7 protein-coding genes are annotated in these 13513 nt (G+C 71.8%); 5 read left to right on the top strand and 2 right to left on the bottom strand.

Annotation, left to right across the window (positions count from 1 at the left end; genetic code table 11):
* Positions 1-227 precede the first annotated feature (227 nt).
* On the bottom strand, positions 228-1853 hold the full coding sequence (locus tag ACFYY2_RS30445) for an FAD-dependent monooxygenase (protein ID WP_388748951.1): 1626 nt from the start codon (positions 1851-1853) through the stop codon (positions 228-230).
* 649 nt (positions 1854-2502) lie between these two features.
* Here ACFYY2_RS30445 and ACFYY2_RS30440 point away from each other — a divergent pair.
* The 4 genes from ACFYY2_RS30440 (at position 2503) to ACFYY2_RS30425 (ending at position 8749) form a co-directional block, all read left to right on the top strand.
* Entirely contained in the window at positions 2503-2730 is a 228-nt protein-coding gene (locus ACFYY2_RS30440) for a type A2 lantipeptide (RefSeq protein ID WP_388748949.1), read from the top strand.
* Positions 2731-2812: 82 nt separating this feature from the next.
* Positions 2813-3619: an HlyD family efflux transporter periplasmic adaptor subunit gene (locus ACFYY2_RS30435; protein WP_388748947.1), complete on the top strand. Its 807-nt coding sequence runs from the start codon at positions 2813-2815 to the stop codon at positions 3617-3619.
* Positions 3616-5889 (top strand): NHLP family bacteriocin export ABC transporter peptidase/permease/ATPase subunit, encoded by a 2274-nt coding sequence (locus tag ACFYY2_RS30430; RefSeq protein WP_388748945.1) that lies wholly within the window; start codon positions 3616-3618, stop codon positions 5887-5889. The genes ACFYY2_RS30435 and ACFYY2_RS30430 overlap by 4 nt, the downstream gene beginning before the upstream one ends.
* A 1-nt stretch (position 5890) precedes the next feature.
* Entirely contained in the window at positions 5891-8749 is a 2859-nt protein-coding gene (locus ACFYY2_RS30425; RefSeq protein WP_388748943.1) for an NHLP bacteriocin export ABC transporter permease/ATPase subunit, read from the top strand.
* A 62-nt stretch (positions 8750-8811) separates the two neighbouring features.
* Here the strand turns inward: ACFYY2_RS30425 and tkt are convergent, their stop codons facing one another.
* The gene (tkt, locus tag ACFYY2_RS30420; protein ID WP_388748941.1) at positions 8812-10986 is read right to left on the bottom strand and encodes a transketolase; all 2175 of its coding nucleotides are present in this window, start codon (positions 10984-10986) and stop codon (positions 8812-8814) included.
* Positions 10987-11435: 449 nt separating this feature from the next.
* Here tkt and ACFYY2_RS30415 point away from each other — a divergent pair, with 449 nt between their 5' ends.
* Positions 11436-13259 carry a SpoIIE family protein phosphatase gene (locus tag ACFYY2_RS30415; RefSeq protein ID WP_388748940.1) on the top strand — a complete coding sequence of 608 codons (1824 nt, stop codon included), beginning with the start codon at positions 11436-11438 and terminating at the stop codon, positions 13257-13259.
* The last annotated feature ends 254 nt before the right edge of the window (positions 13260-13513 follow it).

Genomic DNA, 13513 nt, shown 5'->3' with positions numbered 1-13513 from the left:
CCCGTGAAACCCGGCGTCAAGTTCCACGACCTCCTCGTCGTCTCCCTCGGCGGCCAGGGACAGTACGAACACGTCATCAACAACACCGGATCACCGACCTCCGGCACCTCGACCATCCCGTCCCAGGTGGTGTCCTTTCCCTGAGCCGGGGTGAGATGAGCGGAGTCGGCTCATCGCACGGTGCGGGGCCCGGCGGTGTCACTGCCGGGCCCCGCTCACGTCCCGCGTCACGCCCCGAGGAGCGCGGACAGGTGGGTCGTCAGCTCCGGTCCGCCCGGGTCGGCGGTACGCATGCCGAGGTACCCGTCGGGACGCACCAGGAACGCCTCACCGCCCCGCGCTCCGTACATACGGCGGAACTCGCCGTGGCCGTCACGCACCGCGGGCACACCCGGTGCGGGCAGCCGCACCACCCCGGGGCCGAGGACCGCACAGACGTTCAGCCTGCCGTGCGCGGCGCTGCGGGCCGCGGCCGCGGCACCGTCGAACACCGCGGCCTGCTCCTCTCGGTCCGCGTACAGCAGAAGCGTGTGGTCCCGCTCCCTCAGCAGGGTGAACAGCCGGACGGGGAAGGCACCCACGGGGTGGACGAGGCCGCCGCAGTCGGGCGCGCGGTCGCCGGGGGCCGGACCCCCCGGGGCCGCGCCACCCGGCCCGGTGATCGGCCCGCCGCGATAGCCGAGCAGGAGCTGGGCCTCGCGGAGCAGCAGCGTCGCGCGGTCCTCGGTGTCACTTCCGACGCCGCCCCGGGCGTGGCGCAGTGTCCGCGCGACGACCTCCTCCCCGACGGGCCGGCGTTCGGCGTCGTAGCTCTCCAGCAGACCGGGACCCGCGTGGCCCCGGACGGCGGCAGCGAGTTTCCAGGCCAGGTTGAACGCGTCCTGGATGCCCGTGTTCATTCCCTGGGCGCCCGTGGGCGGATGGATGTGCGCCGCGTCCCCCGCCACGAACACGCGCCCTTCGCCGTACCGGCCGACGATGCGGTGGCTGATGCGGAAGACGGAGGACCACCGCAGTGAGGACGCGGTCGTGGGCTGCGGGGCGAGCCGGTCGAGCACCGCCTGGATGTGTTCGATCCCCGGCAGTGGACCGTGGTCACCGCTCAGGCCGTGCGACACGCCGTCGGCGCCGGTCGTTCCCACCCGGGAGAGTTCGGGAGGCGTGGGCATCGACACCCGGTAGCGGCGGTCACCGGGCAGCGGGATGCACACGAGGAGGTCGTCCGTCCGCCCGTCGGTGACGTGCGCGGACCTGACGCCGTATCCGTCGGGCAGGTCCCAGTCGACCTCGACGTCGCCCAGCATGTACTCCTCGGGAAGGGCTCCGCCGTCGAAGGAGAGCCCGAGGTGCTTGCGTACGACGCTGTGGGCGCCGTCGCAGCCGAGCAGGTACCCGGCCGTCAGTTCCTCGGTGCCTCCGGAGGGGGTCGCGAGGACGGCCCTGACCTCGCCGGAGTCCTGCTCGAACGAGAGGAGTTCGGTGCTCCGCTCGATCGTCCCGCCCCAGCGGTCCAGGAGTTGTCCGAGGAGCCGCTCGGTCTCGTACTGCGGGAGGGCGGCGAAGCGGTAAGGCACCTCGGGAGGCAGTTCCAGGTCGATCCGGGCCTGTTCCGCGCCGTTGACGTAGAGCAACTGCCCCCTCATCGGGACCGCCGCCTCCAGCGCCTCGCGGGCCATGCCCATCCGGTCCCAGACCTCCAGGGTCCTGGGCTGGATTCCCACGGCCCTGGCATACGGCAGCCTCTCCGCGAGACGGTCGACGACCCGGCACCCGATGCCCCGTCGGCACAGCTCGGCGGCCGCCGTCAGTCCCACCGGCCCCGCCCCCGCGATCAGCACGTCAACGTCCACCACGGGCACCTCCAGGGCCGGATGACTTCACTCCAATGCAGCACACCCTGAGCCGTATGTCCATTTCGCGCCGCACACATCATTCACCGGCGACCTGAATGCGACACAGCTCCTCCATATCTCGGAAGAGAAATCGGGAACGTGGGCACACTCATGAGGGAATACTTCGTACGAGCACCCCGGCCGATATGGAATGGGCTCAGCAGAAAAAGAGCGTTGTTCATCTTCCGCGACACCGCAGAAGTGACCGTCCGCCAGAACGGGCCTCATGCCGCCCACACCCACCGGGTCACCATTCCTCCGGCCGTCGGCCCGGGGAAATCTGCACACCGCGTGCGCACAGCGATCACGTCCCTCGGCGCATAGCAGCTGGTCCGGACCACCGCGTGAGGCGTTTGGGGCGGGAGTGCCCCACTTGGGGGACCCTGGGCCGCACCGTCCGGGAATTCATGCGGTGAAGCTCGTGAAGGACCTGCCGCCAGGAAATGAACACTTCTGCACGAAAGTCGAATTCGGGGCCGGGACAAGGACGGAGCGACCACGGTTCGATTCGCTGCACGCGGCACCGGCGTGCTTTGATCCTGGCCCATACGGAAGCCGCACCCCCGGTTTCGGTATAGAAGCAATCTCCATACGAAGGGCAGCGCTCATCATGAACTACACCCCCCAGGTCGAGACCGCCGAGATCTCCGACAACGACCTCGACAACGTCTCGGGCGGTCTCGTCGGCGGCCTCGTCGGCAACGTGACCGGCACCGTCGAGGGCATCGTCCCGGTCTCCGGCGTCGTCGGCTCGGTCACGGGTCTCGTCGAGTCGGCCACCGGCGTGAACACGGGCGCGGTCACCGGCCTGGCCTCCGGCCTCACCGCCGGTCTCTGAGAGACGGCAGTACCCACCGAGCCCCGGAACCCGACGGTTCCGGGGCTCGGTGCCGACCGTCGACAGGTGAGGGAAGAGTTCCGTGCAGTTCCGTCAACAGGCGCTTTCCAAGCTGCAGTCGCCCGAACAGCTCGACCTCCCGGTGCGCTTCGCCCGCCCCCAGGGCCTGCTCGTCCTCTGTGTCACCGTCGCCGTGATGGGCGCGGCCTGCTTCTGGGCCGTGACGGGCTCCGTCGCGAGCACGCTCGACGCCCCCGGCATCCTGACGCACGCGCGCGGCAGTTACGTCCTGCAGAGTCCGGTAGCCGGTCAGATCACCGAGGTGCTGGCCGACGAGGGGGCGAGCCTGCCCGCTGACGCCCCGCTGCTCAGGGTCCGCACCCAGAGCGGCGAGAAGGTCGTCCGCACCATCGGCGCGGGCCGCCTCACGTCCGTCACGGCCACCATCGGAGCGGTCGTGGCGACGGGCGCCGACGTGGCGAGCGTCGAACGGATCGAGGGCGCCGACGACCCCCTCGTCGTCCTGCTGTACGTCTCCGGGAGCAGCGCGGCGTCGGTCCCGGTGGGCGCGAGGGTCGACCTCACCGTGCAGTCGGTGCCCGCCCAGCAGTACGGCGTCCTCCGGGGCAGGGTGGCCGCGGTCGGCAGGGCCGCGCAGACGCGGCAGCAGATCACCCGCTTCCTCGGCGACGCCCAGCTCGGCGCGCAGTTCTCCAGGCACGGAAGGCCGCTGGCCGTCCTGGTGCGGATCGAGCGCTCGAAGTCCACGGAATCCGGCTACCGGTGGTCGTCGGCCGAGGGGCCTCCGTACCCGATCGGTTCCATGACCCTGGCCACCGGCTCGGTGCGCCTGGCCGACCAGCGTCCGATCGATTGGCTGCTCCCGTGACCGCACCCCACCCCTCCCCCACCGCCCAGCAGCTGCCGCCCTCCGGCCGGGGCAGACACCGGCCGGAGGGCGGGCCGGGGGCCGGTCGCCGGTCGCGTACCGCCCCGGAACCGGGACGTACCAGGACGGTGCGTTCCCCCACGGTGCTCCAGATGGAGGCCGTGGAATGCGGCGCCGCCTCGCTGGCGATGGTGCTGGGGCACCACGGCCGCCATGTGCCGCTGGAGGAACTGCGCATCGCCTGCGGGGTCTCCCGTGACGGTTCCCGCGCGAGCAACGTGCTGAAGGCCGCGCGGAGTTACGGACTGCGGGCCAAGGGCATGCAGATGGAACCCGCTGCGCTGGCCGAGGTCCCCGCTCCCGCGATCCTGTTCTGGGAGTTCAACCACTACGTCGTGTACGACGGCATGGGACGCCGTCTGGGGCGGCGGGGCGTGCACATCAACGACCCGGACAAGGGCCGCAGGTTCGTGCCCACCGAGGATTTCGACACCAGTTTCACCGGGGTCGTCCTCGTGCTGGAACCCGGCGAGGACTTCCGCCGCGGAGGCCGCAAGCCCGGTGTCCTCGCCGCCCTGCCCGGCAGGCTGCGGGGCACCACCGGCACGATGCTCGTCGCTCTGCTGGCCAGCCTGCTGCTGGTCGCCGTCGGGGCGACGCTTCCGGCCCTGAGCCGCACGTACATCGACATGTTCCTGATCGGCGGGCAGACCTCGCTGCTCGGCCTGCTGTTCGGTGCGATGGGCACCATGGTGGCCCTCACCGTCGCACTGACCTGGCTGCAGCAGGCGAACCTGCTGCGCGGACGCATCATCTCGTCCACGCTCGGCAGCGCTCGCTTCTTCCGGCACCTGCTGAGGCTGCCGGTCACCTTCTTCGCCCAGCGGAGTCCCGCCGACCTCGTGCAGCGGCTGCAGTCGAACGACGCCGTGGCCGAGACGCTCGCCCGGGACCTCACCGCCGCCGGGGTGGACGGCATCGTCGTCCTCCTCTACGCGTTCCTGCTGTGGACGTACGATCCGCAGCTGACCGTCATCGGGGTGGGGATCGCCCTGCTCAACGTGGTGGCGATGCGCATCGTCGTACGGCTGCGGGCCACCGGCACGCAGAAACTGCGGGCCGACAGCGCCCGGCTGACGAACACCTCCTACACGGGCCTCCAGCTGATCGAGACGATGAAGGCCACGGGAGGTGAGAACGGCTACTTCCGCCGGTGGGCCGGCCAGCACGCGACGACCCTGGAGGAGCAGCAGCGCCTCGGGGTGCCGAGTGCCTGGCTGGGTGTCGTCGCCCCGCTCCTGGCAACGCTGAACAGCGCCCTCATCCTGTGGATCGGCGGGCTCAGGGCGGTCGAGGGGCACATCTCGATCGGCCTGCTCGTGGCTTTCCAGGCGCTGGTGACCCGGTTCACCGCGCCCGTCACCCGGCTCAACGGTGTCGCCGGGCGCGTCCAGGACTTCGCGGCCGACGTGGCGCGGCTGAAGGACGTCGAGAACTTCCCCGTCGACCCGCTGTACTCCCGCCGTGAACCCGCCGCGAGCACCCGCCGGCTGAAGGGCCATGTGACGCTGGAGGACATCACCTTCGGTTACAGCCCGCTCGACAAGCCGCTCCTCAGCGGCTTCTCGCTGGCGGTCGGCCCGGGGCAGCAGGTGGCTCTCGTCGGCGGTTCGGGCAGTGGCAAGTCGACGGTGTCCCGGCTCATCTCGGGGCTCTACAGCCCGTGGGAGGGTGTGATCCGCATCGACGGGCAGCGTCTGGAGGACATACCGAGGGGGGCGCTGGCGGCGTCGGTCTCCTTCGTCGACCAGGACGTCTTCCTCTTCGAGGGCACGGTCAGGGACAACGTGGCGCTGTGGGACCCCTCGGTCCCCGACGAAGCGGTGACCGAGGCTCTGCGGGACGCCGCGCTGTACGACGTCGTGGCCCGGCGGCCGCGCGGGATCCACAGCCGCGTCGAGCAGGACGGCCGCAACTTCTCCGGCGGCCAGCGCCAGCGCCTGGAGATCGCCCGGGCGCTCGTCCGCCGTCCCAGCATCCTGGTGCTCGACGAGGTCACGAGCGCCCTGGACGCCGAGACGGAGCGGACCATCATCGACAACCTCCGGCGGCGCGGCTGTGCCTGTGTGGTGATCGCGCACCGGCTGAGCACCGTGCGCGACAGCGACGAGATCGTGGTCCTGGACCACGGGACGGTGGTCGAACGCGGCCGGCACGAACACCTGGTGGCTGCCGGAGGCCCGTACGCCGAGCTGGTCAGGGAGCACTGAGATGACATCCGCACACCCCTTCCCGGCCACGACGGCCCCCGGGCACGACCCCGTCATCGACGCGCTGGGGGCGCTCGGCGCACCGGTCGACTGCACGGGCCTGCGGAGCCTCCCGCTGGAGGGTCCGCAGGTGCTGTGGCTGGTCACGGGCGGCGCCCTCGACCTGTTCGCGGTGGACGCGGCGGCGCAGGGGCACTGGCACTTCCTGGGCCGCCTCGAACCGGGTGCCCTCGTCCTCGGCCCGGTCGAGGGTCCCCGGCACACCCTGGTCGGGCGCCCCCTCCAGCAGTGCGAGCTGCGCCGGATCGCGCTGCGGGAGCTGTACCGGCCCGCGCACCCGGACCAGGGTGGCTTCGAAGGGCAGTTCCGCAGCCACTACGACACCGGCGACGCGACGCTCAGTCTGCTGGAGCACGCCTTCTCGCTCGGGGTGGGCCGCAGCCGGCGGGTCCTGTTCGAGGCTCCGCTGGACGGGCGGACCACGGTCGACGACGCGGTCGGCGACGACGACGTCCTGTGGCTGCCCGTGTCGCCCGGGGACGTGCAGTACGGCGCCGCCTTCAGCGCCGAGGCGGCCGGTGATCTGCTCGTCGACCCCGCGATGTGGCAGGGCATGGTCAACCAGCAGTTCCGCCTGCTGTCGGCGCTGGACCGGTGGATCGAGCAGTTGGAGCGTGCGCACGAGGACCGGACCGCGGCCGGGATGAAGGCGGGTGAGGCCGTCCGCAAGGAGGCGGACCAGGCACTCCTGACGTCGATGGGCCGGTCCGGGAAGGGTGCTTCGCGCTCGGCGGGGGCGTCGGACGACGCGGTGTACGCGGCCTGCCGGCTGGTCGCGCGGGATTCGGGGATCGTCCTGTCCGAGCCCGCGACGGGCGGCGCGGTCAGCGACCGGATCGATCCGGTCGAGCAGGTCGCCGTCGCCTCGCGCATCCGGACACGCGCGGTGCGGCTGGACAACCGCTGGTGGCGGACGGACGCCGGCCCGCTCGTGGGGCGCCGGGCCGCCTCGGGCGCACCGGTGGCGCTGCTGTGGCGCCGCGGCCGTTACGAGGCCGTGAACCCGCTGACCGGGCGGCGCGCCCGCGTGGACGGGGGCAACGCGGAGGAGTTCGAGGAGCGGGCCGTGATGTTCTACCGGCCGCTGCCCGAACGGCCGCTGGGCAGACGGCAGCTGCTGCGCTTCGGCCTCTTCGGCACGCGGACCGATCTGCGGAGACTGGTGCTGACCGGGCTGGTGACGGTCGCGCTGGGCTCACTGGTGCCGGTCGCGACCGGCAGGGTGCTCGGGGTGTACGTGCCCGAGGCCGAGACCGGTCTCATCGTGCAGGTCTCCCTGGCGGTGATCATCACCGGAGTCGTGTCGGCCGCCTTCATGCTCCTGCAGAACCTGACGATCCTGCGGATGGAGGGGCGTGTCGAGAGCACGCTCCAGCCCGCGGTGTGGGACCGGCTGCTGCGGCTGCCGACGAGGTTCTTCACCGAGCGGTCCACCGGGGAGCTGGCGAGCGCGGCCATGGGGGTCAGCGCGATCCGCCGTGTGCTGTCGGGCACCGGACCCGTCGTGGTGCAGGCGGGCACGCTGGGGGCCATGAACCTGGGCCTGCTGCTCTGGTTCAGCGTGCCGCTGGCGCTCACGGCCGTCGCGATGCTGGTGGTGATCGCCGGGGTGTTCCTCACGATGGGCATGTGGGAACTGCGCTGGCAGCGCAGGCTGGTAGCGCTGGGCAACAAGCTCAACAACCAGGCCTTCCAGACACTGCGCGGGCTGCCGAAGCTGCGTGTCGCCGCGGCCGAGAGCTTCGCCTACGGGGCGTGGGCGGCGGAGTTCGCGCGGAGCCGTGAGCTGCAGAAGCGCGCCGGCCGGATCAAGAACATGACGACGGTGCTCAACGCGGTCTATCTGCCGCTCTGTTCCCTGGCCGTCTTCATGCTGCTGGCCGGTCCGGCGCGCGGCTCGCTGTCGGCGAGCGAGTTCCTGACCTTCAACACGTCCGTGACGATGCTGCTGACCGCCGTCACCCAGCTCACCGGCGCGTTCGTGTCGGCCGCCGCGGTCCTGCCGATGTTCGAGCAGATCAAACCGGTGCTGGACGAGGCGCCCGAGGTGCGGGGCGTCAGCACGCAGCCGGGGCCGCTGTCCGGGGAGATCGAGGCCAGGGGTGTCACCTTCCGCTACACGGACGACGGTCCCGTGGTCCTGGACGACGTGTCGCTGACCGTGCGGCAGGGCGAGTTCGTCGCGATCGTGGGGCCCAGCGGGTGCGGCAAGTCGACGCTCCTGAGGATGCTCATCGGCTTCGACAAGCCCCTCTCGGGCAGTGTCCTGTACGACGGTCAGGACCTCGCCTCGCTGGACCAGGCCGCGGTGCGCCGCCAGTGCGGGGTCGTCCTGCAGAACGCCCAGCCGCTGTCGGGTTCGATCCTGGACTGCATCTGCGGTGCCGAGGTCTTCACGCAGGAGGAGGCGTGGGAGGCCGCGGCCATGGCGGGGCTCGCCGAGGACATCAAGCGGATGCCGATGGGCCTGCACACGATGATCTCCGGCGGCGGGGCGATCTCCGGCGGGCAGCGCCAGCGGCTGATGATCGCTCAGGCGCTGGTGAGGCGCCCGCGCATCCTCTTCTTCGACGAGGCGACCAGTGCGCTGGACAACGAGACGCAGCGGACGGTCATCGAGAGCACCAGGGCCCTGCGGGCCACCCGCGTCGTGATCGCGCACCGGTTGTCCACGGTGCTGGACGCCGACCGTGTGATCGTCATGGCGGACGGCCGTGTCGTCGAGCAGGGTCCGCCCGCCGGCCTGCTCGCGGACACGGGCGGGCGGCTCCACGAGCTGGTGCGACGGCAGATGGCCTGAGCGGTTCCCCTCCGGGCCGGACCGGGCGCACCCGAGGTAGCGCCCGGTCCGGACGGACGGTCTCAGTTCCTCTGGCCGCCGGGCCTCGGGGTCTCCGCGGCGTCGCGGATGCTGTCGTGTGCCGCGGCCTCGACCGCCTCGGCGGTGATGCCGAACTCCTCGTACAGCCGCTGGTAGTCGGCCGAGGCCCCGTAGTGCTCCAGGCTCACGATCCGGCCGGCGTCGCCGACCACCTCGCGCCAGCCCTGGCCGACCGCCGCCTCGACGCTGACCCTGGCGCGCACCCCGGGCGGCAGCACCTCGTCCTGGTAGGACTGCGGCTGCTCCTCGAACCACTCACGGCAGGGCATCGAGACCACGCGTACGGCCAGCCCCTCGCCCGTCAGCCGGGCGCGCGCGTCGAGCGCGATCTCGACCTCCGAGCCCGTCGCCACCAGGATGACGTCGGGTGTGGCCTCGGCGGAGTCGGCGAGGACGTACGCACCGCGCGCCGCCCCTTCGGCCGAGGCGTGGGCGCCGTCCCCGCGGTCGAGCACGGGCAGGTTCTGCCGGGTCAGCACGAGACCGGCGGGACGGTCGGTGTGCTCCAGGATGGTCCGCCAGCAGACGGTGGTCTCGTTGGCGTCGCCGGGGCGTACGACGTCGAGGCCGGGAATCGCCCGCAGGGCCGCCAGGTGCTCGACGGGCTGGTGGGTGGGGCCGTCCTCACCGAGCCCGATCGAGTCGTGCGTCCAGACGTAGGTGACGGGGAGCTTCATCAGGGCGCCCAGCCGGACCGCGGGGCGCATGTAGTCGCTGAAGGTGAGGAACGTGCCGCCGTACGGGCGGGTCAGACTCTGCAGGCCGATCCCGTTGAGGACGGCCCCCATGGCGTGCTCCCGGATGCCGAAGTGCAGGGTGCGCCCGTAGGGGCCGCCCGCGAACTCGGAGGTCTGCCGGTCGGACGGGACGAAGGAGGGCTCGCCGTCCATGGTGGTGTTGTTGCTGCCCGCGAGGTCCGCGGAGCCGCCCCACAGCTCGGGGAGCACAGGTGCGAGGGCGGTGAGCACCTCGCCGGACGCCTTGCGCGTGGCCATGCCCTTGGGGTCGGCGGGGAACACCGGCAGGGCGTCCGTCCAGCCGTCCGGCAGCTCCTGCTCGCGCAGCCGGTCGAGGAGCGCGGCCCGCTCGCGGTTCGCCCCGCGCCACGCCTCGTAGCCCTTCTGCCAGTCCGCCTTGGCCGCCCTGCCCCGCTCGCGCACCGCCCGGGTGTGCGTGAGGACGTCGTCCTCGATGGGGAAGTACTCGTCGGGGTCGAAGCCGAGGAGCCGCTTGGTGCCGGCGACCTCGTCGTCGCCCAGTGCCGCGCCGTGCGCCTTGCCCGTGTTGCGCTTCGTCGGGGCCGGCCACCCGATGATCGTGCGCAGCATGATCAGGGAGGGGCGGGTGCGTTCCGCCTTGGCCGCCTCGATCGCGGCGAGCAGGGCGTCGACGTCCTCGACGTAATCGCCCGTACGGGTCCAGTCCACCGTCTGCACGTGCCAGCCGTAGGCGGCGTAGCGGGCCGGGACGTCCTCGCTGAAGGAGATGTCCGTGTCGTCCTCGATGGAGATGTGGTTCGAGTCGTAGAACACCACGAGGTTGCCGAGCTGCTGGTGGCCGGCGAGCGAGGAAGCCTCCGAGGCGACGCCCTCCATCATGTCGCCGTCGGACGCGAGCACGTACACGTGGTGGTCGAACGGGCTGGTTCCGGGGGCGGCGTCGGGGTCGAGCAGTCCGCGCTCCCTGCGCGCCGCCATCGCCATGCCGACGCTCGCGCCGATCCCCTGGCCCAGCGGTCCGGTGGTGATCTCGACGCCCCGGGTGTGCCGGTACTCCGGGTGGCCGGGGGTCGCCGATCCCCAGGTCCGCAGGGCCTTCAGGTCCTCCATCTGCAGGCCGTACCCGGCCAGGTAGAGCTGGATGTAGAGCGTCAGGCTGGTGTGGCCGCAGGAGAGGACGAAGCGGTCCCTGCCCAGCCACTGGTCGTCCTCCGGGTCGTGGCGCATGACCTGCTGGAAGAGCAGGTAGGCGAGGGGTGCCAGGCTCATCGCCGTCCCCGGATGGCCGTTGCCCGTCTTCTGGACGGCGTCGGCGGCCAGGACCCTGACGGTGTCCACCGCCCGCACGTCGACGTCGGTCCAGCCCGCCCGTTCCGCCACGGGAAGAGCGAGCCCGGGGTCGCGGGTGCTGCCGGAAGAGGTTCGCTCGGGCGCCATGGGTTGTCTCCCTCGGATGTGGCTTCTCGGTACGACGGGGGCCTTCGGTGCGGCTCGCCACCCTTCGCATCCTCTGTTCCCCCGTCTCCGACCGCACCCGGAGCGGACCCGGGCGCAGGGCGGCCGGTGCGGGTGGCGACGGCGCGTGCCCGTCGCCCGGTCGCCTACCCGCAGGGCCGCCGGGCAGGCCCGCGGAGGTCACGTCCCGAGCGGCGGAACGGGCGGGTCGGATGAATGATGGGCAGACGATGCGGGCCACGCGTAAGGGCCGGGCCCGCTCCCCGGACGGAACGGTCTCTGGTCCGGCCGGCGAATCGACCGGAAGGGCATGAGCGCATGACCTCCCAGACGGCTGTTCCGGCGGGGGACGGCAGGACGCCTGGGCCGGTTCCCGCCGGCCGCCCGGAAGCGCCCGGGGCACGTCGTCCCGGGCCTCGCGGGGTCACGTCATGAGGGACGAGGACGGGCTGCTGGAGCTGGGACTCATGCGCACCGTGTTCGACAGTCTGGGTGCGGGTGTCTTCGTCATCGACACCGCCGGTCTGCTCACGGCGTCCAATCCCCGGGCGCAGCAGATGCTGGGCCGGTCGAGGGACCAGCTGCTCGGCCACGACATGCACGATCTGCTGCACCGCCGGAAGGACGGCAGCGTCTTTCCCCGCGCCGAGTGCGCCATGCTCGCCGTGCTGGAGAGCGGCCGGCCGGACGAGGGCAGTGACGAACTGTTCCTGCGGGGGGACGGCAGTCTGGTTCCGGTCATCTGGGCCGCCACCCCGCTGCGGCACGAGGGGCGTCTGAAGGGCGTGGTGATCGTCTTCCACGACTTCAGCCTGCACCGCGACGCGGCCGAGCAGACCGCGGCCCATCTCGCGGCCCTGGAGGGACTCACCGCGCGGCTGACGATGGTGGCGGAGGTCTCCACGGTCCTCATCTCCACCACGGACACACCGGAGATGCTGAACCGGCTGGCCGGGCTGCTGGTGCCGGAGATGGGCGACTGGGCGGTCGTCGACGTGCGCACGTCCGGCGAGAAGGGCGGTATGCGGCGCGTCGCCGCCCGCAGCATGGACGACCCCGCGGCGGCCGAAGCGTTCAAGGGGCCGCTGCCGCCGCTGGCCGAGTCGTCGGGCTCGGCCGGTATCCAGGCGCTGTGGGGCTTCCGGCCGGTCGTGCTGGACGAGGCGGCTCTGGCTCAGCCGCCTGACACCCCGCTCGCGGCCGCGCACCGAAAGCTGTTCGAACGCCTGGGCGGAACCTGCGGTGTCGTGGTGCCCCTGCACACCCGGCGGCATGTGTTCGGGGCGCTGACCGTGGCGCGCTCGGCGGCCGGATCGTCGTACACGGAGGCCGAGCTCTTCCTGCTGGCCGACATCGGGCGCCGTGCCGGACTCGTGATGGAGGCGGCGGAGCTGTTCGAACAGCAGCGTCATGTCGCGGAGACCATGCAGCGGCAGCTCCTCACCCCTCTCCCCCAGGTGAACCACCTGCGGCTGGCCGCCCGTTACCGTCCCGCCGAGAGCGCGGCGGAGATCGGCGGGGACTGGTACGACTCCTTCCTCCTCGGCGACGGGGTGACGACGATGGTCATCGGGGACGTCGTCGGGCACGACCTCCAGGCCGCCGCCCACATGGCCGAGGTCCGCAACATGCTCCGGGCCCTGGCGTGGGACCGCACGGAGCCTCCCAGCGTGATCATGCGCCGGCTCGACGAGGCGATGACGCATACCAGCGACGCCCCCATGGCGACCTGCGTATTCGGCCGCGTAGAAGGTCCGGAGGGCGGGCCCTGGCACTTCAACTGGGTCAATGCGGGGCACCCTCCGCCCCTGCTGATCACGCAGGACGGACGGACCCGCTTCCTCGAGGAGGGACACGGCCCGCTCCTGGGCCTCACCTCGGCCCTGCACATGGATCTGGGCTGGCCGGACGCGCGGACGGAGCTCCCGGAGCGTTCCACCCTGCTGCTCTACACCGACGGTCTCGTGGAGAGCCGCACCCGGGACATCGATGCGGGGCTCGCCGCACTGCGCCGGCACGCCTCGGACCTGGCGGGGCTGGACATCGAGGACTTCCTCGACGAACTGCTCGCCCGCATCGACCCCAGCGGCGACGACGTGGCGCTGCTCGTCCTGCGGGTGCCCGCCGCGGGGGTGGGGGCGGGCCCCGACGAGGCTCCCCCGCAGCGTGCGCACAGCCCGGCGGCGTCCGACCGCGGCGCGCCCGGCTCGCGCGTCGAGGGCTCCCCCGTGAGGGACACCTCCGAACCGGCGTGACACACCCGGCAGTCCGGGCCTCCCACTGCTCGTCTCCCCGGCCCCGGCCCGGTTTCGCCGGCGCAACTCCATCCGTGGTGAGGTGATTTGCGGGCGGGTCCCGAACCGTGTCGCCATTTGACCGCGCGCCCGGCCGCGATATTTACTTGCTCAGTCAATTTTTTGCGACGGGGAACGTCCGCCCGCCACACGGGCCCCGTCGCGCCATGAGCAAGGCGTCCTCAGTACGCCGCAACCACACGGGAGTTGACCGC

This window comes from Streptomyces sp. NPDC001822, from assembly GCF_042892135.1.
GTDB lineage: Bacteria > Actinomycetota > Actinomycetes > Streptomycetales > Streptomycetaceae > Streptomyces.
Note: the sequence above shows the minus strand (reverse complement) of the source record. Positions and strands in the feature narration are given on the sequence as shown.

Bases quoted from the DNA above. Each gene is read 5' to 3' on its own strand.
- ACFYY2_RS30440 (WP_388748949.1), top strand. From the start codon at position 2,503: ATGAACTACACCCCCCAGGTCGAGACCGCCGAGATCTCCGACAACGAC.
- tkt (WP_388748941.1), bottom strand. From the start codon at position 10,986: ATGGCGCCCGAGCGAACCTCTTCCGGCAGCACCCGCGACCCCGGGCTC.
- ACFYY2_RS30415 (WP_388748940.1), top strand. From the start codon at position 11,436: ATGAGGGACGAGGACGGGCTGCTGGAGCTGGGACTCATGCGCACCGTG.
- ACFYY2_RS30425 (WP_388748943.1), top strand. From the start codon at position 5,891: ATGACATCCGCACACCCCTTCCCGGCCACGACGGCCCCCGGGCACGAC.